Source organism: Epilithonimonas sp. JDS (genome assembly GCF_021261315.1).
Lineage (GTDB): Bacteria > Bacteroidota > Bacteroidia > Flavobacteriales > Weeksellaceae > Epilithonimonas.
In genome coordinates this window covers 60,723-81,154 of sequence record NZ_JAJSAX010000007.1, presented here as the reverse complement: position 1 = coordinate 81,154, position 20,432 = coordinate 60,723, and the positions used below count along the sequence as shown (strand labels likewise).

Genomic DNA, 20,432 nt, shown 5'->3' with positions numbered 1-20,432 from the left:
ATCCTTTATTTTGCACTCTCAAATATTCATTAGTCAAAAGAACATCGAGATATGTCAAGAATTTGCCAAATAACAGGTAAGCGTGCAATGGTAGGAAACAACGTTTCCCACGCTAATAACAAAACGAAAAGACGTTTTGAAATTAATTTACTAGAGAAGAAATTTTTTCTTCCTGAGCAAGATAAATCAGTAACCCTGAAAGTTTCTGCACACGGATTGAGAATTATCAATAAGATTGGTATCGAGGAGGCGCTTGAAAGAGCAGCTAGAAATGGATTTATTAAAAACACTACTAAGTAATGGCTAAAAAAGGTAACAGAGTTCAGGTAATTCTAGAATGTACTGAGCACAGAGAAAGCGGCGTAGCAGGAATGTCAAGATACATTACTACAAAAAATAAAAAGAACACTACAGAAAGATTGGAGCTTAAAAAATTCAATCCGGTTCTTAAGAAATATACTGTTCACAAAGAGATTAAGTAATCTATAAAAATATTTTACAATGGCAAAAAAAGTAGTAGCAACGCTTCAAGGTGGTGCTGGATCAAAAAAAATGACCAAAGTTATCAAAATGGTGAAGTCTTCTAAATCTGAAGCTTACGTTTTTGAAGAAAAAGTAATGAACGCTGACGAAGTTGAAGCTTATCTTAAAAAATAATCTCTCAACCGGATACAATATAGAAAACTACTCTTTTTAAGGGTAGTTTTTTTGTTATATTTGTTTCCGGTAAAATCATTTATCGATTATCATTAATCATTTATATATCAAATGAGTTGGTTTAAAAAAATATTCAAAAAAGAAGATAAGGAAACACTTGACAAAGGATTGGAAAAATCCAGCCAGGGTTTTTTTGATAAAATATCCAGAGCCGTTGTCGGCAAAAACACAGTCGATGATGAAGTCCTTGACAATCTGGAGGAAGTTCTCATCGCTTCCGACGTGGGCGCGGAAACCACCATCAAAATCATTAAAAGAATTGAGGAACGCGTTGCAAGAGACAAATATGTCAATGTTAGCGAACTTGATGAGATCCTTAAAGAAGAAATCTCCGGGCTATTATTGGACAATCCACATCTTGATACCGATAACATCGACACAACCAAAAAACCTTATGTCATTATGGTTGTAGGCGTTAACGGTGTTGGAAAAACGACTACAATCGGGAAATTAGCCCATCAATTCAAATCTCAAGGACTGAAAGTAGTTCTTGGCGCTGCTGATACTTTCCGTGCTGCTGCTGTAGATCAATTGGTAATCTGGAGCGAAAGAGTTGGTGTTCCGATTGTGAAGCAAGAAATGGGTTCTGATCCTGCTTCCGTGGCATTTGATACCGTACAATCTGCTGTAGCTCAGGATGCCGATGTAGTGATCATCGATACCGCTGGAAGACTTCACAACAAAGTCAACTTAATGAACGAACTTTCGAAAATAAAACGGGTGATGCAAAAAGTTTTACCCGACGCGCCTCACGAAGTTTTATTGGTTTTGGATGGCTCAACTGGACAGAATGCATTTGAACAGGCAAAACAATTTACAGCAGCGACGGAAGTTACTGCACTGGCTGTTACAAAGTTAGACGGTACAGCGAAAGGCGGCGTCGTGATTGGCATCTCAGACCAATTTCAAATCCCTGTAAAATATATTGGCGTCGGGGAAAAAATGCAGGATCTTCAAATTTTTAATGGTATGGAATTTGTAAACTCATTCTTTAGAAAGAGATAAACAAATCACACTATTAACATTAAAAAATTTAAACTATGGGTATTTTAACATGGATTATTTTCGGTCTTATCGCCGGAGCAATCGCAAAAGCAATTCATCCCGGGAATGATCCTGGAGGCTGGGTAGTAACAATCATTATTGGTATTTTAGGAGCAATGCTCGGAGGCTGGCTTGGATCGATGCTTTTAGGAGTAGATGTTTCCGGATTCAATTTTTCAAGTTTCTTGGTAGCAATTGGAGGTTCAGTACTTCTATTGTTCCTTTATCGAATGGTAACGAACAAATAATTTAGATTAACTAATCTACATTAATAAAACGATATTATTAAATGCGTCATATTTTATGGCGCATTTTTGTTTATTTCTAATAAAAAACTTTTATATTTGATAAAAATTAAATTAAAAGTATGAAGAAAATCTTTACCTCTCTTCTTTCTTTAGGAATGATTACCGGCGCTCTGGCACAATGGAGTCCGACTTCTATGAAAGGAGAAAAATTACGACAAACTAAAGCTACACAGTTCTATTCATTAGATCTTGGTGCCATCAGATCACAGCTTTCTCAAGCAGAACCAACAGGAAAAACCAGCAAACCAGTCATTATCAACCTTCCAACTTTGGACGGGACGATCGAAAAGTTTGCCGTTTATAGTCTTCCTGTAGTTGACCAGGAAATGGCAAACCGTTACCAATTGGGCTCCTACACTGGAGTAAAAGTGGATGATCCGACTGTTTATGTAAGATTCAGTGTTTCTCCTTATGACTTACAGGCAATGATGTTCAGAAACGGAGCTTATGAGTTTATCGAACCACAGAATACAGACAAAACCGTCTATGGTGTTTTTCCAAAAACAAACAAACCAAGCTCCGGCAAAGCATTTGAATGTAATACAAGCGAAAGTCTGCTAAGTAAAAAGCAAATGGACGCATTGTCTAACTCTACGGATTTTACGCATAATGTAACAGATTTCAGCAGAGCCAGCGACAAAAAATACAGAACTTACAGATTAGCAATTTCTGTAACCGGAGAATACACAACTTATTTTGGAGGTGTTGCTCAGGCTGCAGCGGCGATTAATGCTACAATGACGAGAGTTAATGGCGTTTTCGAAAAAGATTTTGCAATCCACCTGAATGTTCTTGACCTTCCCCAGCTGATTTACACCAATGCTTCTACAGATCCTTATTCTGCAGCAGCTACAGGTGCTGGAGGCGCTTGGAATCTTGAACTTCAGCAAACTTTGACTTCAGTGATCGGTAATGCAGCTTATGACATCGGACACTTGTTCGGAAGATCAGGCGGCGGCGGAAGCGCGGGTGATGTTGGAAACGTTTGTAGAAATCCGGCAAGCAATTCTGATGACACTTCCAAAGGATCCGGATTTACCTCTCCGGGAACTGGCGGACCAGAAGGTGACAACTTCGATATCGATTATGTAGCTCACGAGATGGGACACCAGTTTGGAGCAGATCATACTTTTTCTCACGGCATCCATCCGGCACCAAACAATACTGCGCATATGGAACCGGGATCCGGATCTACGATTATGGGTTATGCAGGGATTACAAGCTATGATGTACAGCCACATTCTGACGCATATTTCCACGTAAGAAGTATTGAGCAAGTTCAGACCTACGCCAACTCTCAGACTTGTGATGTCAATTCTGCTATCACAAACAATCCTCCTGTAATTGCGGCTTTAGCAAACAAAACAATTCCAAAAGGAACTGCATTTGTCCTAACGGCTTCTGCAACAGACGCTGAAAATAATCCTTTGACTTATAACTGGGAAGAATATGACGCAGCTACATCTGCTGTGACTACTGTAACAGGAAATAATACCTCTGGTGCAAAATTCAGATCTTTGAACAGTTCTACTCTACCTTACAGATATTTTCCAAAATTGAGTAACGTCTTAGCCGGAACTTTATCCAGTGCTACAGATTGGGAAGCTGTTCCTAATGTTGCCAGAACAATGAATTTCCGTGTAACAGTTAGAGATAATAATCCTGACATCAAGCAGCAACAGACTCAAATTGGTACTCAAACCATTACTGTAGGCGCTGCCGGACCTTTCAAAATTAACTCAACCAAAGTTTACAACAACGCTGCCGGTGCATTCACTTGGGATGTGGTAGGAACAAATGCTGCTCCTTACAATGTTGCAAATGTTAAAATAGATTACACTACAAACAATGGTACTTCCTGGACAGTTTTAGCAGCATCTACTGCGAATGACGGAACGGAGAATTTGAGTTTTGCAGGTATTCCTACAAATACAGTTATTACCATCAGAGTTTCAGCTATTGACAATGTTTTCTACGCTGTTGGAAAAGTAACTGTTTCTGCAATGGTAACTTGCAACGGTGCTGCTCCTGCAGGATTAGCAGCTTCTGCCATCACTCAGACTGGTGCTAAAATAGATTGGGATGCAATTGCAGACGCTACTTATATTTTAAGATATAAAAAAGCAACTGACGCAACCTGGACTGAAGTAAATAATCTTACAACAAACACTTACACCATCGCAGGATTAACGCTTAATACAGCTTACAACGTAAGTGTTGCCTCTATCTGTACAGGAACGGTTGGAACTTATGCTAATGTTGACTTTACAACAGCCGGTATTGCATACTGTACAGCTGGTGCAACTTCTACAAGTTTTGAAAAAATTGCTAACGTAACATTTGCAAACATCAACAACGCATCTACTTCTACAGCAGGTTACGAAGATTTCACAACTATTACAGGAAACGTCAACAAGGGACAAGTTTATCCTTTCTCTGCATCATTTGGCGGTACATCTTATGCTGATGATCAGGTTCTTGTTTGGATCGATTTCAACCAAGATGGCGACTTCGAAGATGCTGGTGAATTGGTTTTGACAACTGCTAAGAAATTATCTCCTTGGACAGGAAACATCACAATTCCGGCAACTGCTCTTACTGGAAAAACAAGAATGAGAGTTCGTCTTCACGATTCCTCTTTGACACCTAACTCTACACCTTGCGGAACTTCCAGCTTCGGACAGGTTGAAGATTACTCAGTGAATATCGGAGTACTTGCAGTAGCAGATGTTAAGAAAAATAACATTCAGGTTTATCCAAATCCTGCAACTGACGTGATTAATATTTCTAATGTTTCTTCTAAAACCCAATTTGAAATCTACAACGTTGGAGGTCAACTGGTAAACCAAGGAACAACTGACGGAAAAGTAAATGTTTCTAAACTGACAAAAGGTGTTTACATCCTGACAGTAGAATCTAACGGAGAAAAATCCCAAACCAAATTCATCAAGAATTAAGATTGAGATTTTACTTAAATAAGAAATCCCCGAAAGTTAATTTCGGGGATTTTTGTTTTTATATATTGAGATTAATTGAGCTCTGTGAGAAATATATCGGTTTCAGCTTCCAGATTATCTCTGTCGGAATTGTTAAAAATAATGTAGTCTGCCAGTTTCATTTTATCTTTTTCCGGCATTTGATTCTGCATTATGGTTTCAATTTCCCGGTAGGTTTTATGATCGCGATCCATCGTTCTTTTGATCCTGAGATTGTCATCAGCTGTTACCAAAAGAGATTTGTAACATTGCTCATTTAATTTTAATTCAAACAACAGCGCTGTTTCTTTAAAAACAAACTCTGAAGTCTGAGAAGCCACCCATTTTTCAAAATCCATTCTTACAGCCGGATGAATCAAATGATTCAACTGATCCAGAAGTTCTGCATCATTGAAAACTTTTTCTCCAACATATTTTCTGTTGTAAATTCCATCCAGGTAGGCTTGTTCTCCAAGGAGTGCAATTATTTTTTCTTTCAAGACAGGATCAATATTGACAATATTTTTTGCCTGATCGTCTGAATAATAGACCGGAAAACCTTTGTTCTCCAAAAATTTCGCCACGGATGTTTTCCCTGACCCTATTCCGCCTGTCAGCCCAATGATCCTGGGAGGAGGAATATCTTCCTGATTTTGTGTTATATCTTGTATTTCCATAATTTAATTAATATCCAAAAACTTCATTAAAACTAAAAGTCTGATCCAGTTTCACGCCGCGTTCGGTCATCTTCAGACTTGCCAATTCGTTGTGCGCATCGTGTTCGAAAAACAAAAGGTAATCATTATCCACACATTGTTTTAAAAATTTACCTTTTTCCTCCATTGTCAGCATCGGTCTTGTATCATAACCCATCACATAAACCTGCGGAATATGACCTGAAGTCGGAATCAAATCTGCTGCGAAGACAATAGTTTTTTCCTGATACTGGAGAACTGGCAGCATTTGCTTTTCAGTGTGACCATCAACGAAGATCACATCCATTTTCAGGTCTGGTGCAAAGCCGTAATTTCCTGTTGCTGGCAAAGGTAAGAAGTTAAGCTGTCCGCTTTCCTGCATTGGAAGAATATTCTCCTTCAAGAAGCTTGCCTTTTCTCTGGGATTTGGTTCTGTTGCCCATTTCCAATGGTTTTCATTTGTCCAGAAATGTGCATTTCTGAATGCAGGTCTGTAACCAGTTTTGTCATCATTCCACTCTACTGCGCCACCGCAATGGTCGAAATGAAGGTGCGTGAGGAAAACGTCCGTAATATCATCGCGCACGAAACCAAATTTCTTCAAATTCTTATCCAAAGAATCATCGCCCCAAAGTGAATAATGTCCGAAGAATTTCTCATCCTGTTTGTTTCCGAGTCCGCAATCGATGAGGATTAATTTTTTGCCGTCTTCCACGAGAAGAGAGCGCGTTCCTAATTCGATCAGATTTTTTTCGTCAGCCGGATTTGTCTTTTCCCAAATTGTTTTTGGGACTACGCCAAACATTGCGCCGCCGTCTAATTTAAATTTCCCACATTGGATTGGATACAGTTTCATAAATTTTCGTTTTTTATCTCGATTGATATTTATTTGCAAAATATCAAATGCAATTGTCGCTTTTGGCTAAAATACAAAACTTCGGCAGAATTACCAAAGTTGTAGATTTATAAAAAAATTAAATCAATCACAAAAAAAAGAAGCGAAAGCTCAAATCAAACAATCTGTACTTCCGCTTCTGAAATTATATTAAGGTCTATAATTTATTTCTTAATAATTTTCTTAATGACTTCATTGTTATCAGCCGTTTTGATCTTCAAAATATAAGTTCCTTTAGGCAGATTCGAAATATCAAAAGTCTGACTGTTGCCATCTATTTGGCTATTCTTGGAAACTATGCTTTTCCCTGTCATATCGAAGATTTTAACCTCCGAATTAGAATCCAAATCTATTTTGAACACACCAGTTGTCGGATTAGGATAAACTTTCATTTCTTTAGACTTTCCAGTTTCTCCTACTGCCAGTGAGGCATTCATAATAGTTGATTTCAAATCGTCACAACTGGTAATGGCAGGAGCACCTGTTGTCACACTTCCGCAATCATTGTTTACAAATCCGCCATTGTTGTTACACAGCACATTGTTGTTGATCAGCGTTCCCCAATCACTGCAGTTCATCGTTACACCATCGTAAAATAATTTTTGATAGTTAATGATATGACCTTGATTGAATACATAGCCATTGTTGGTAAATGTACCAATTTGAGTTATAACTCCGGAATTATCAATCGCATAATTGTTTGTGATATCGCTGTCATTGTCATTTGAATACAATCTGCCTTCAGTGGTAAGAATCATTTTACCGTTGTTGGTAATTTTGGTTCCTTCACGAGAGTCTGCGATTGCTTTTATGTTGAATGTACCGTTGTTAATAATATTTTGGCCGTAAAAAAAGGTGTTGTGATTTATATTAACAACATCTCCCGTTCCGAGTGTACTTGGAGGAACTACACCTCCTACCCAATGTGCAGGATCATCCCATCTACCAAAAGTCGTGGTAGTGTAAGTGGTTTGACCAAATAATTTTGAACCAATAGTTAAAATCCCTAAAATTAATAGTGCTTTTTTCATAATGTTTTTATTTTTTAGAATTATATAGTGAAAAATGTATTGTTGTTTCGAGTCCTATTTTTTGATGATTTTTTTTACGACTTCATTGTTGTCAGCAGTTTTGATCTTCAAAATATAAGTTCCTTTTGGCAGATTCGAAATATCAAAAGTCTGATTGTTTTTTGCCCGTTGGCTACTTTTAGTAACTATAGTTTTCCCGGTCATATCAAAGATTTTGACTTCGGAATTGTCAGAATCCAAATCTATAGTGAAAACGCCGGTTGTCGGATTAGGATAGACTTTTAAATCCTTAGATTTCGCATCACTGACTGCCAGCAACGGCGCATTCATAATGGTGGATTTCAAAGCATCACAACTGTTTATCGCAGGAGTTCCAGTTGTCACACTTCCGCAGTCATTGTTCACAAAACCGCCATTGTTGTTACACAGTACATTGTTATTGACCAATCTTCCCCAATCGCTGCAGTTCATCGTAACACCGTCATAGAATAATTTTTGAAAATTATAAATATCGCCCTGATTAAAGATATAACCGTAGTTAAGCAAATCTTTGACATGAGTCAATGAGCCATTTATATCAATCGCATAATTATTTGTAAAATTGCCGGCATTCCTGTTTCCCGTCAAAGAAGCATTTTTTGCAATAATGATCTTACCATTATTAGTAATCGTAGAACCATCCTGATATCCGGCACCTGCGTTGATATTAATCGTACCGTTGTTTACAATATCTTTCGATTTTATAAATGTGTTGTGATTTAGATTGACGATGTCGGTAGCACCAATTGTTGTTGGTGGAACCATTCCGCCAGCCCAACGAGCCGGATCATCCCAGGCTCCGAAATTTGTGGTTGTATAAGTTGTTTGTGAAAATGCAAATGCACCGATTGCACAAAACACAAAAGAGAAAATTGATTTTTTCATTATGCTTTTATTTTATTAATACTAAATTAATAAAAAATTAGCCATAAGAATTCTGAATCCTTTAAATTTTACTCTTATATCAACAAAAAAGCAAAAAACAACAAGGTTTCAAATTATCAAATCAACAAACATAAAGTCAATAAAATAAATTAAAACAATTAATAATTAAATTATTATATATTTTAAATTTTAATAAAGATTTATAAAAGCGATAATTTGATCGTGAAAAATTTTATAATATGTACATAATTTGTACTCTCAATGTACATAAAAAATGAATTTTATCAGAAAAGTTCACCTGGATTTTTTGGTCTAGAGATACCCAAATGTTTGTAGGCTTTATCGGTCACTTCTCTTCCGCGTGGTGTTCTGATGATAAAACCTTCCTGAATTAGAAATGGTTCATAGACTTCTTCCAATGTTTCAGGATTCTCTGCGATAGAAGTTGCCAGAGCTGAAATTCCAACCGGCTTTCCACGGAAATTCTCGATCATAACACGCATAATCTTGTTATCCATGTCATCCAAACCAAATTCATCTACGTTGAGTGAATTAAGTGCAAATTTTGTAATCTCAATTTCGATTTCGCCATTACCTTTGATTTCGGCAAAATCACGGACTCTTCTTAAAAGTGCATTAGCTATTCTAGGCGTTCCGCGACTTCTTCTGGCGATCTCCAGAGCAGCATCTTCGTAGATTTTCACACCCAAGACCCTTGCACTTCGCTTGATAATCATTCCGAGAAGTTCGATAGTATAATATTCCAGTCGTGACTGAATTCCGAATCTGGCAAGCATTGGCTTGGTCAACATTCCACTTCTGGTAGTTGCACCAACTAATGTAAATGGATTGAGTCCGATCTGTACAGAACGTGCATTGGGACCGGTTTCCAGCATAATATCGATCTTGTAATCTTCCATTGCGGAGTAAAGATATTCTTCTACAATCGGAGAAAGCCGGTGGATTTCATCGATGAAAAGCACATCATTTTCTTCAAGATTGGTCAGCAATCCGGCTAAACTTCCTGGTTTGTCGAGAACCGGACCAGATGTGATTTTGCAGCCAACACCCAATTCATTCGCAATAATATTTGCCAAAGTCGTTTTCCCAAGTCCCGGTGGACCGTGCAAAAGAACGTGATCCAGGGCGCCACCACGATTTTTCGCAGCCGCAACAAAAACTTCAAGATTATCAAGGGTTTTTCTTTGTCCGGCAAAATCATTAAAACTTTGCGGACGGATCTTTTCCTCCTGAATCAAATCGTCATTGGAATAATTTTCTTTGTCGGGATGTAAAAAATCGGGCATAACAGGAACTTAGATATTAAACTTTATATATCAGACTTAAAATCAATGTTTTAAAAACTAAATCTTTGATAGAAAATCAGATTCAAAGATAAAGAAAAAATAGAGGAATTATGGGTTCAGTTTTTCAGTTTCAGAGATGATATTTTTCAACTGAACTTTTTCAGTTTCTGTTAATTTTCTTTGAAAAAATCCATTTTTATAATCCTTTCCGAAATACTGCGGGAAAATGCCGTAATAATCATAAAGTTTCAGATCATAAATGTTAAGTGCAGGAAAAGCTTCTTTAGTTAAAGGATATTTTGACACATTAAAAATGAAATTCCCAATCTGATATTCTGAGTAAATGTCGATCGCAGAACTTACATGTGGTTTATAAAGTTGAGAAAAACTAAACGCCGACATTCTTTTTCCAATGTTATACTTTTGAATGAATCCGGGAAATGTAAAAATCACGCTGATAAATATTGACAGAAAAACTGTTGTGAAAACTGCCTTCTGCTCCGAAAAATTCTTAATCAATAAAAATATGGCGATCAAATAAACATCAAGAAAAAATCTGTATTGCGCTGAAAATGCTAGTATTAAAACTGATTTTAAAAGTAAACAAATCAATAATAAATAATAAAATTTATTCTTTTTCTTTAATGCAACAATTGAAATAATGATTAATGAAATGATGATTCCAAGATTCAAAACAGATTTATAACCAATTGTAAACCAATGATATATTTTGTTGATCGAATTAAAACGTGAAACTTGTTCAAAAGAATATTTCATATCATAAGACTTCATTAAGCCAATTTGTGATGAGTAAGTCATCATTTCCTGACTTGGTTTCCAGGCTAAATTAAAATCAGGAAATGAAACCGGAAATATTGGAAATCCGAAAAGCCAAAGATTTTTCATCACCAGTAAAATCCCAAATACAGCAATTGGAAAAATTGATTTTAGCTTAAATTTATTCCGACTGAAATCATTAAAAATCACAAAAAGCGGCAACCAAAAAACAATCGGCTTGATGCAAACCGCAAATAGTGATAAATACAAAAGGACTTTGCTTTCTCTTTTATTAATTAATTCATTAATTACAATTAAACTGATAATTAATATCGGTAAATCCGGACTTGGCTGCTGAACGAAAAGTAAAAATATGGGAAGCAAAATCAGTAAAAAATATTGTTTTCGTTCATAAATATAAATTAAAAAAAGAACCAACAAATAAGAATTAATCTTCAAAAATGGATCTGTAAAATGAGAAAATCCAGCCTGATAAATATGCCAAAACGATGTCTGGCCAAGCAACAAATCAAGATTTGAAATCCCTTTCACGAAACCAACCTCATTCAAATACGAAATGGTTGGAACATAATAACCATAATGATCAAACAAGTAAGGTGAAAATGACGCTGAAAAAATGATCACAAAAAGAAAAAAGTAAAACCAAAAATCAAATTTAAAATTGAATTTTGATAGCTTTTCTTTAATCAAAAAAAAGCCAGTTCCAGACAATCCTGCTACAACAAAAAAAAGTTCAAAATATGAATTCAGTGGAAAGAAGAATGCGAAAACCGTCTCTGTTACTGTAATTCCCATCATTCCCAAAAATGAGGTCAGCGCGAAATTCTGACTCTCAATTTTAAGCAAATTCCTGGTGATAATTCCGATCCCGAAATTAACAGCCAGCAAAATCAAAATGGTAAAGAAAATGAAAAGCATAAAAAAAGATTGCTTAAAAATAAGCAATCTTTCCGTGTTTAATATATAAGTGTGAAGAAAATTTACTTCTGAACTCGTCCGGTTTTTCTGTCATTGGCTCTACCAATTGTGTAACCTGTTGCACCACCGGCAACACCACCAATCACGGCACCAAGACCAGGATTTTTCTTAGAAATAATCGCTCCTGCAGCTGCACCACCAACTGTACCGATCACAGTACCTTTTGCCGCACTACTCCATCCTTTTTTCTGCGTTGCGGTAGTTCCCGCTGAGCTGGATGATCCGGAGTTAGATGCTGTAGAACCGGAAGATGACCCTCCGCCTCCACCAGAACTGCCGGAAGATGAACTTCTTCTAGGCGTCGAGTTTCTTGCAACTCTGTTAGCTTCGGCTTTTCTTTCAGCTTCTTTTGCTTCCGCTACTTTGTTGAGACTGTCTTTTTGTTTCTCGAAAGATATTTTTTCTTTTTCTATTGCAAGTTTTTGTTTTTCAAGGTCGATCTGTCTCGCCTGATAATCTAATTTTTGCTGTTCTAAGGATGCAGTCTGAATTTTTTCATCTTTATTACACGATGTCAAAATCAATGTTGCTGCGAATCCTGTTAAAAATAACTTTTTCATAATCATTCATTTTTTCACTCAATGTGAATTGTTGAGTTACACTTTTCAATTATTATTCCAAAAAATAAAATCACTGCCAAAGTTTGTTAAAACAAAAAAAGCTTTCCCTTTGTGGAAAAGCTTTGTAAGTATATTAATTTTTTTTAGAAAAGTTCTTTTCTGATGATATTCTGAGAACGTTCCGGACCCACTGAAACCAAATAAACGTTGATTCCCAAATGCTCCTCGATGAATTCGATATATTTTTTAGCATTTGCAGGAAGCTCGTCGTACGTTCTTGCATTTGTAATATCTTCATCCCAGCCGTCTAACTCTTCGTATTGCGGTTCGTAATCGTACAATTTGGTCGTAGAAGATGTGAAATAATCAATAATTTTTCCGTCTTCAGTTTTATATTTTGTAGCGATTTTCAAAGGATGAATACCTGTAAGAACATCCAGTTTCGTAATCACCAAATTATTGATTCCGTTGATCATACAAGCGTGTTTCAGGGAAACAAGGTCTAGCCAGCCGGTTCTTCTCGGTCTTCCTGTGGTCGCTCCGAATTCTGCTCCGATTTGTCGAATATTTTCTCCCAATTCATTGTCAAGTTCCGTAGGGAAAGGACCGTTTCCAACTCTTGTTGTATAAGCTTTTGCAACGCCAATTAAGTTTTGCAACGCCGTCGGAGGCACACCAGCACCTGTACAAACGCCACCAGTAGAAGGTGAAGATGAAGTTACAAACGGGTAAGTTCCAAAGTCGATATCCAGCATCAAAGCCTGTGCGCCTTCGAAAAGGATATTTTTTCCGTCTCTTATCGCTTCGTTCAGTTCCAGTTCTGTATCTACGATTCTGTCTTTCAACAATTCTCCCAAAGCGATGAATTCCTGGAAAATTTCTTCAACGTCCAAAGTTGGCTTCTCGAAGTATTTTTCGAAAAGTGAATTTTTTGTTTTTAGGTTTTTCTCGATTTTTTCTCTTAGAACTTCAGGATTCAGAAGGTCGATCATTCGGATTCCGACTCTTGCTATTTTGTCTTCGTAACAAGGTCCGATTCCTTTTTTTGTAGTCCCGATCTGAGTTCCGCCCTGCTCTTCTTCTCTATAAGTATCCAGCAAAATGTGGTAAGGCATAATCACGTGTGCTCTTCTGCTGATGAAAACGTGATCTGTGCGCATTCCTTTGCTTTCGATTTGGTTGATTTCTTTCACAAAAGCTTTTGGATTTACCACTACACCATTGGCGATGATACATTTTCCTTTGCATTGCAAAACACCGGAAGGCAAAAGATGCAGTACAAATTTCTCATCGCCTACATACACTGTGTGGCCAGCATTGTCTCCGCCCTGAAAACGAACAACATAATCTGACTTTGCCGATAAGACATCCGTGATCTTTCCTTTTCCTTCGTCCCCATACTGGAGACCTACAACTACGTAAGTTGACATACTTTTTACTTTTTTTAGATTATTGACAAAGTTAAATCTTAAATATTGGCTGGCAAAATCGATTGCACAAAAAACCCTCTTACTAATGAAAATAAGAGGGCAAAAACACAAATGATGAAAAAAATTATAAATGCATTTGAAGTAATTTCTTACCTCACATTTACAATACAATTTTCGGTGCAAAAATCGTACATTTTTTATTAATTATCCTAATAAAAATTAAACTTTATTTTATCGCCTTAAATTTTTATTAAAAATAATCGGTTATTTTTAAAATTTTAAACCAAATAATATCTAAATTAAATCTATTTTCTAAAAAATTAAATAAATTAACGCTTTAAAAATAACATCTATAAAATTTTAAGAAGAATTATTAATTTTAATGAATATTCGGAATATAATCAACTGATTTAAATTAATTTACTGATTATTTTAATATTAAAGCAAAAATAATTTTATTTTCGAATTATCAATTCTACTTTTGCAATATAATTTTAATCAAAATCAAAAAACAAATAAAATAATGTGTGGAATTGTATGTGTGTTTGACACCAAACAAAAAAATGAAGCGATAAGACCTCAGATCCTCGAAATGTCCAAAAAAATAAGACACAGAGGTCCGGACTGGTCAGGGATCTACCAACACGACAACGTCATTTTCTCCCACGAGAGATTGGCAATCGTAGATCCAACATCCGGAAAACAGCCGCTATTTACCAAAGATAATAAAGTGGCACTAGCCGTAAACGGAGAAATATACAACCATCAGGAACTCAGATTAGAATTCCCGGATTACGAATTTCTAACCCAATCTGACTGTGAAGTTATTTTGGCATTATACAGAAGAGACGGAAAAGATTTCCTTGAAAAACTAAACGGAATTTTCGCTTTCGCTTTATATGATGAAGAAAATGATGCTTACCTCATCGGCAGAGACCATATGGGAATCGTGCCTTTATATATGGGCTGGGACAAAAACGGAAGTTTCTACGTAGCTTCTGAACTGAAATCCCTTGAAGGTGTCTGCAACAAAATCGAAGAATTCTTACCCGGACATTTTCTTTACAGCAAAGATGGACAGGAACTTCAGCAATGGTACAAAAGAGACTGGACAGAATTCGACAATGTAAAAGATAACGAAACCGACATTGCAGCCATCAGAAAAGGACTGGAAGAAGCTGTTCATAGACAGTTAATGAGTGATGTGCCTTACGGTGTTTTACTTTCCGGCGGTTTGGATTCTTCGATCATCGCAGCTGTAACGGCAAAATACGCAAGACAAAGAATTGAGAGTGGCGACACACAGGAAGCCTGGTATCCAAGACTGCACAGTTTCGCAGTTGGGTTGGAAGGTTCGCCGGATTTGGCAGCAGCCAGAAAAGCTGCAGATCACATCGGATCTGTACACCACGAAATTAAATACACAGTTCAGGAAGGTTTGGACGCTATTAAAGATGTAATCTACCATTTGGAAACTTATGATGTAACGACGATAAGAGCATCCACGCCGATGTATCTTCTGGCAAGAGTCATCAAATCAATGGGAATCAAAATGGTACTTTCTGGCGAAGGTTCTGACGAATTGTTCGGAGGTTATCTTTATTTCCACAAAGCACCATCTGCACAGGCTTTCCACGAAGAAACGGTGAGAAAATTGGGTAAACTACACCTTTACGATTGTCTTAGAGCCAACAAATCTTTGATGGCTTGGGGAATCGAAGGCAGAGTTCCTTTCCTTGACAAAGAATTTATGGACATCGCAATGACCATCAATCCTAAAGATAAAATGATCACACCGGAAAGAATGGAAAAATGGGTGCTTAGAAAAGCGTTCGAAGACTTGTTGCCGGAAAGCATTGCGTGGAGACAGAAAGAGCAGTTCAGTGATGGCGTTGGATACTCGTGGATTGATACTTTGAAACAAGTGGCTGAAGATGAAGTGACGGACGAAATGATGGCGAATGCTAAATTCAGATTCCCGATTAACGTGCCAATGAGCAAAGAAGAATACCGATACAGAACGATCTTCGAAAGCCACTTCCCAAGTGATTCTGCAGCGAGTTGTGTGCCTTCTGTCCCATCAGTAGCTTGCTCTACGCCTGTTGCATTAGAATGGGACGAAGCTTTCAAAAAAATGAATGACCCAAGCGGAAGAGCGGTGAAAGTGCATGAGACGGCTTATTAGACATTTATTAAAACTACCATAAACTAACTACAAAAGAAAACCACAGGCTTGGCTTGTGGTTTTTTGCATAAAGATCAAAATATTTTAATAATTCCTTTTATAGGCATTTCCAGGATTAAGAAACTTAGCTTTATCACCATTATCTATTCGAAATAAAGTTTTAATGCTGATATTTTTTCCTTTTGGCTTTGGTAGATAGCACATAAAATGAAGGTGTGGACGGCTACTCCAGCCAGTATTTCCACTTACTGCAATAGTTTGCCCTTTCTCCACTTTATCTCCGAATTTTACCTTAGAACTGTTCATTTTAAGATGATAGTACTCTGCAATAGTTCCATCTGGATGAATAATTTTGATAAAATTCCCCTGGTTTACACATTTTTTCTCTGGACATCCAGTATTGCTGTCTTGTTTTAGTTCTATTACATAACCTTCCCTGGCTGCCAGAACCTCCGTCCCAATTGGCATTGAAAAGTCTAAAGCATTTTGGCCTTGGTGCGTTTCATTCCCATCATAGCCTTGATATAGTAAAAACTTTTCCTTTTTGGCATACGGCAAATCATAGACATAATTCTCATCATAGTCCGTTTTCCAGATATTTCCGACAACTACTTTGAAAAATATTTTTTTCACTTTAAAAAAAGAAACATCCTTAATAGTAAATGGCTTTTTAGCGTCAAGAGGCACAAATTTCGCCAGAATCAATCCGGAAGTGTTACCCTCTATAGCAAATTTGGAACTAAAAAGCTCTCTTAAAGAGCGCATATTTGCTCCTTTTGGCTCATCGAAAAACTCAAATGAGTAAGGATAAGGATCATTATTATCCATAAGAACACTGATTGTATCTTCTTTCTTTTGATAATATAGTCTGAAATGATATTCCTGTGACAATAGCATAAAGCTTTTAAAAAATATCAGTAAGGAAATTAATTTTTTCATCATTATGAAAGCCCCATTGCTGAGGCTTTGTTATTTATTGTTTTGTGAAAACCAGATTCTCCGTTTCTGGCAGATAAATATGATAATCTAAGTTTGGTGGACAGGTTATATCGTTTAAAGTGGTAACACCTGGATAATAGCTCCAATAAAACTGCGTACTACTTATCTGTTTTAATGAAATTTCTCCGCCGCCAACGCCACAATTCCCACCCGCATAAGCAAAATTCACTTCATTATTACCTCTTATATTAATACTCGTACTAATTATTAAATATTTTACAGAACCTCCTGCCGGATATGTATTACTTAGTGATGTTTGTATTACAGTACCGCTTGAATCTCTTACTTCGTACCTCACGATTAATTGGTCTGTTAAATAATATTTTCCAAGTAAGGAAAATGTTCTTTCCAATTCTTTATTAATGTTTAATGTTATTAGTTTCCCATTGAAACTCGCTTTCCAAGTTCCGATATAAGGATCCAATTCGTTATTAAAATCTTTAAAATATGAATTTTCTGGCATGTCAACCGCTGATTGGCTTAATGGATATGTCTGTTGCGCTTTACACGATACTATTGCAACTATAAAGCTTAATAATAAAATATTTTTCATAGGGTTTATTTTCGTTAAGGACAAGGAATTGAAATAGTAGATTTATCAGAATTTTGTACAATAATACTTACTGAATTGTTTTCATCAATTTTGAGTAAATTAACTTTATTTTTTAATCCCATTTTTTCTAATGTATCAAAAAGAATTCTTTCTAGACCTTTCGCATTCAGCACTTTTTTTCCGCTAATTAATGAATAATAATTATCACTCATTAACAATTGTTGCCATAATGTTATTTGATCAATTTTCCAAATTTCAATTTGCGTCTGAGAATAGCTTCCCGTAATTGGTAAACCTGCATGAGTATCTCCAAAACGGATAACATAATGAACATTATTTGGTGCCACAAGTCCCATAAATGCATTATTAGGATCAGAAGCACCATTATATCTGGCGATTTCAATCAATGTTCCTATATCTGTTGGCGAAAATACATCAACTTTTGTTCCTGTATGGTTATGATAACCTCCATTCAATAAAGAAGGATCTCCAAAATCCACACTGTGATCCCCATTTTCTGTCGTTTGTGTTGGACTGCCAACTTTATTGAGTTTCCATCCTTTCTCTCCGGTTGCTCCATTTGCAATATGGGTTTTAAGATCCTGCACTACATTTTTCAAATCACTATTTTCAATCATTTTTTTGGTTCGTGCACAGGGCGATTTGTTTGGATCATAAATCACGATTCCACCGCCGCCACCTAGATTCCCATTTTTAGGGCAGTTTTTAATTAATTTTCCAACCAATCCTCCAGAACAAGTTACCATAATCCATTGAGTACAGTTTCCGCTTTGTGGGTCTACCGTCACACATACGGGGCATTGCGTACCACCACCGCCCCCACCGCCGCCATCACCACCATCACCAGTCGTGCCGCCCCCCGAGCCCCCACCAGTCCCACCGCCTCCACCAGCTCCACCGCCAGGAATCCCACCGCCATTTCCTCCGGTTCCACCACCAGGAGTAGACGGTCCAGGACAATCCGGACATGGCACCGGAGGGTCACAATTAGGCATTCCGGCAAGGTACGTTACTGTATCTTCTAGAGTCCCGTCTAATGAATAGGTTTTTTTACTCCCAGAAAATGTCAAGTAATTATTATTTCCGTTCAGTGCCCACTCTGCCGTCGGCTCATAAACGAATATTTTGGCAATAGCAGTGTTTGTACCATTTGCTTGCACTTCCAGATTGTAGGTTTCAGCAGCATACGCTGCACTTGGGATTACACCGAATGTGTAATAAATCTCATCTGTGCCGTTAGTAGTTTCAATAATGTAATTCGTATTGATCTCTCCAAACACAGTTTCCGTTTTCCCAATCGAAGAAGAAAGATTTTTCAATGGGACTTTGAAGTGATCCGTCTTCGCCTGCAGTTCATCAATGATCTTCGGTATTTCCGATTTTGGGACAATCCGGAACTTTAAAGCCTGATGGTTACTGTTGGTGTCATTAGGATTGAAATTGTCATTCCTACAGCCCAACAGAAGGAATGCTAATATAGCAAACCAGAATAAATAGGTTTTCATCATAAAAAAAATGTTTTTAGTTAGTGTGATAAAAATAATATTTTTCACAATACAAACATTACGGTAAACCGTAAAATGAACATTATTTTATAATTATTTTTCAATTAATTATAAAAATCAATACACACATCACAATAATTTAACACAAAACACCAATTAACAGAAAATTAAAACGCAAAAAAATTAAATCAATTGCCAATAAGACAAAAACAATTAAAAATTTCCATCAATCCGTTTGGTCATATCAATATTTATTTTAATTTTACTTAGACAACGAAATATAATTTTACTTAAAAACACAATTATGTCAAACCTTACAAACAATCGCCTTAATATCACGGCGACTCCTGCACAAATCACTGCAGTAAAAACAGCTTACCAAACCATCCTCACCAACCTGTCATTCCTTCTTGGGCTGACCACCGAGGAGCGCAGCAGCCTGCCGGCTATAGACGTCAACAACAAAACCTTTACAGAAGATGCCATCTCTGCAGGGGTGAACAACGCCGCTCTCCTGCCTGCCTACGTTTCCCCAACAGCCATGCAGACAGACCTCACGCTATTCAGCCAGCTGGACGAACTGATTGCACTTCATAACCAGTTGGGAGAAAAATTGCAGGACACCCAACTCCTGGCAGGCAGCGAAGCCTACGTTGGCGCTTTGACACTTTACAAACTGTTCGCCTCTGCTGCAGAGGCGGGCGTGGCAGGTTCCGATGCCGTCTACAACCAGCTCAAGCAGCGCTTTGCAGGGCAAGGCGGCACTGGCAAAACACCTACCAATCCGGAGTAGAAGCCCGGCACCGGCAAAACTTCCTAACTCCGCAAATAAGCGGAGTTTTTTGATAAAATCAGGTTAAAACAACCAAAATACTTGGCTATCTTAACCAAGTAAATAACAATAAATAATAACTAAGTTGGTTTTTAACACCAACTTACCACAGTTTCTTAACCAATTAAGTTGGTCATTTTTACCAACATAATTAGGCATTTTAACCAGCAGACTTATTAAAATCAATTACCCACTTGGTCTTTATAACCAGCTTATAATAGCTTTATAATAAACTAATAAATACAGATATGGAAACAACTGCAAAAAAATTTTCACAAAAAGAGGAGTCAGATCCTTTGCATATTGGTAATCTGGTGCACTGGGAGATCAAACAACAAAACCTGAAGAAAAAAGATGTGGCAGATCACCTCGGCATCATCCCCACAACGCTGAACCAATACTTCAAACAATCATCGCTGCAGACCAAGATCCTGTGGCGACTAAGCAGAGCGATACAGTTTAATTTCCTGATGTATCTGGGGCAGAAACTGGATGTGGATTTCGAAACGGAAAAGGAAAAAGCACTCCGGGAACAATTAAAAGAAAGGGATGAAGAAATTCTTTCACTGAAAACTCAGATCGGAGTATATAAGCAGATCCATAAAATTGAATAGTCTAGGAATAACAGCATTATTAAATATAGCAGCTGAATAAATTCAAACAAAAAACCACAAG

At 37.1% G+C, this 20,432-nt stretch carries 20 protein-coding genes; 9 read left to right on the top strand and 11 right to left on the bottom strand.

The genetic code is table 11. From position 1 onward, the window contains the following. Positions 1-51 precede the first annotated feature (51 nt). The 6 genes from rpmB (at position 52) to LUD75_RS16470 (ending at position 5,026) form a co-directional block, all read left to right on the top strand. Positions 52-300 (top strand): 50S ribosomal protein L28, encoded by a 249-nt coding sequence (gene rpmB / locus LUD75_RS16495; RefSeq protein ID WP_028123136.1) that lies wholly within the window; start codon positions 52-54, stop codon positions 298-300. Next, positions 300-482 (top strand): 50S ribosomal protein L33, encoded by a 183-nt coding sequence (rpmG, locus tag LUD75_RS16490; RefSeq protein WP_028123137.1) that lies wholly within the window; start codon positions 300-302, stop codon positions 480-482. The genes rpmB and rpmG overlap by 1 nt, the downstream gene beginning before the upstream one ends. Positions 483-501: 19 nt before the next feature. Next, positions 502-657 (top strand): DUF4295 family protein, encoded by a 156-nt coding sequence (locus LUD75_RS16485; RefSeq protein WP_064506456.1) that lies wholly within the window; start codon positions 502-504, stop codon positions 655-657. Positions 658-768: 111 nt separating this feature from the next. Continuing rightward, entirely contained in the window at positions 769-1,722 is a 954-nt protein-coding gene (gene ftsY, locus LUD75_RS16480) for a signal recognition particle-docking protein FtsY (RefSeq protein WP_232706914.1), read from the top strand. A 35-nt stretch (positions 1,723-1,757) separates the two neighbouring features. After that, positions 1,758-2,009 (top strand): GlsB/YeaQ/YmgE family stress response membrane protein, encoded by a 252-nt coding sequence (locus tag LUD75_RS16475; protein WP_034966230.1) that lies wholly within the window; start codon positions 1,758-1,760, stop codon positions 2,007-2,009. Between the two features lie 119 nt (positions 2,010-2,128). Continuing rightward, on the top strand, positions 2,129-5,026 hold the full coding sequence (locus tag LUD75_RS16470; protein ID WP_232706913.1) for a reprolysin-like metallopeptidase: 2,898 nt from the start codon (positions 2,129-2,131) through the stop codon (positions 5,024-5,026). Between the two features lie 71 nt (positions 5,027-5,097). Here LUD75_RS16470 and coaE read toward each other — a convergent pair whose 3' ends face one another. From coaE to LUD75_RS16430, 8 genes are all read right to left on the bottom strand, one after another. After that, complete coding sequence (gene coaE / locus LUD75_RS16465; protein ID WP_232706912.1) at positions 5,098-5,721, bottom strand: dephospho-CoA kinase; 624 nt, start codon at positions 5,719-5,721, stop codon at positions 5,098-5,100. A gap of 7 nt (positions 5,722-5,728) precedes the next feature. Continuing rightward, the gene (locus LUD75_RS16460; RefSeq protein WP_232706911.1) at positions 5,729-6,595 is read right to left on the bottom strand and encodes an MBL fold metallo-hydrolase; all 867 of its coding nucleotides are present in this window, start codon (positions 6,593-6,595) and stop codon (positions 5,729-5,731) included. A 203-nt stretch (positions 6,596-6,798) separates the two neighbouring features. Then, complete coding sequence (locus LUD75_RS16455; protein WP_232706910.1) at positions 6,799-7,665, bottom strand: T9SS type A sorting domain-containing protein; 867 nt, start codon at positions 7,663-7,665, stop codon at positions 6,799-6,801. Between the two features lie 54 nt (positions 7,666-7,719). After that, positions 7,720-8,589 carry a T9SS type A sorting domain-containing protein gene (locus LUD75_RS16450; RefSeq protein WP_232706909.1) on the bottom strand — a complete coding sequence of 290 codons (870 nt, stop codon included), beginning with the start codon at positions 8,587-8,589 and terminating at the stop codon, positions 7,720-7,722. A 284-nt stretch (positions 8,590-8,873) separates the two neighbouring features. Next, positions 8,874-9,896 carry a Holliday junction branch migration DNA helicase RuvB gene (gene ruvB / locus LUD75_RS16445; protein ID WP_232706908.1) on the bottom strand — a complete coding sequence of 341 codons (1,023 nt, stop codon included), beginning with the start codon at positions 9,894-9,896 and terminating at the stop codon, positions 8,874-8,876. 108 nt (positions 9,897-10,004) lie between these two features. Next, a complete protein-coding gene (locus tag LUD75_RS16440; protein WP_232706907.1) occupies positions 10,005-11,612 on the bottom strand; it encodes a hypothetical protein in 1,608 nt (535 codons plus the stop codon). Between the two features lie 62 nt (positions 11,613-11,674). Continuing rightward, positions 11,675-12,232: a YMGG-like glycine zipper-containing protein gene (locus LUD75_RS16435; protein WP_232706906.1), complete on the bottom strand. Its 558-nt coding sequence runs from the start codon at positions 12,230-12,232 to the stop codon at positions 11,675-11,677. A gap of 143 nt (positions 12,233-12,375) precedes the next feature. Next, a complete protein-coding gene (locus tag LUD75_RS16430; RefSeq protein WP_232706905.1) occupies positions 12,376-13,662 on the bottom strand; it encodes an adenylosuccinate synthase in 1,287 nt (428 codons plus the stop codon). A 523-nt stretch (positions 13,663-14,185) separates the two neighbouring features. Here LUD75_RS16430 and asnB point away from each other — a divergent pair. Further along, on the top strand, positions 14,186-15,847 hold the full coding sequence (gene asnB, locus LUD75_RS16425) for an asparagine synthase B (RefSeq protein ID WP_232706904.1): 1,662 nt from the start codon (positions 14,186-14,188) through the stop codon (positions 15,845-15,847). Between the two features lie 84 nt (positions 15,848-15,931). On the opposite strand, the gene LUD75_RS16420 is transcribed toward asnB, so the two are convergent. From LUD75_RS16420 to LUD75_RS16410, 3 genes are read right to left on the bottom strand one after another with little or no spacing between them, the layout of a single operon-like run. Then, positions 15,932-16,789 (bottom strand): M23 family metallopeptidase, encoded by an 858-nt coding sequence (locus tag LUD75_RS16420; protein ID WP_232706903.1) that lies wholly within the window; start codon positions 16,787-16,789, stop codon positions 15,932-15,934. A gap of 31 nt (positions 16,790-16,820) precedes the next feature. Further along, on the bottom strand, positions 16,821-17,399 hold the full coding sequence (locus LUD75_RS16415) for a DUF6705 family protein (protein ID WP_232706902.1): 579 nt from the start codon (positions 17,397-17,399) through the stop codon (positions 16,821-16,823). Positions 17,400-17,413: 14 nt separating this feature from the next. After that, positions 17,414-18,928: a hypothetical protein gene (locus LUD75_RS16410; RefSeq protein WP_232706901.1), complete on the bottom strand. Its 1,515-nt coding sequence runs from the start codon at positions 18,926-18,928 to the stop codon at positions 17,414-17,416. A 301-nt stretch (positions 18,929-19,229) separates the two neighbouring features. Here LUD75_RS16410 and LUD75_RS16405 point away from each other — a divergent pair, with 301 nt between their 5' ends. Then, positions 19,230-19,718 (top strand): hypothetical protein, encoded by a 489-nt coding sequence (locus LUD75_RS16405; RefSeq protein WP_232706900.1) that lies wholly within the window; start codon positions 19,230-19,232, stop codon positions 19,716-19,718. A 287-nt stretch (positions 19,719-20,005) separates the two neighbouring features. After that, positions 20,006-20,371 carry a hypothetical protein gene (locus LUD75_RS16400; protein WP_232706899.1) on the top strand — a complete coding sequence of 122 codons (366 nt, stop codon included), beginning with the start codon at positions 20,006-20,008 and terminating at the stop codon, positions 20,369-20,371. Positions 20,372-20,432: the final 61 nt, after the last annotated feature.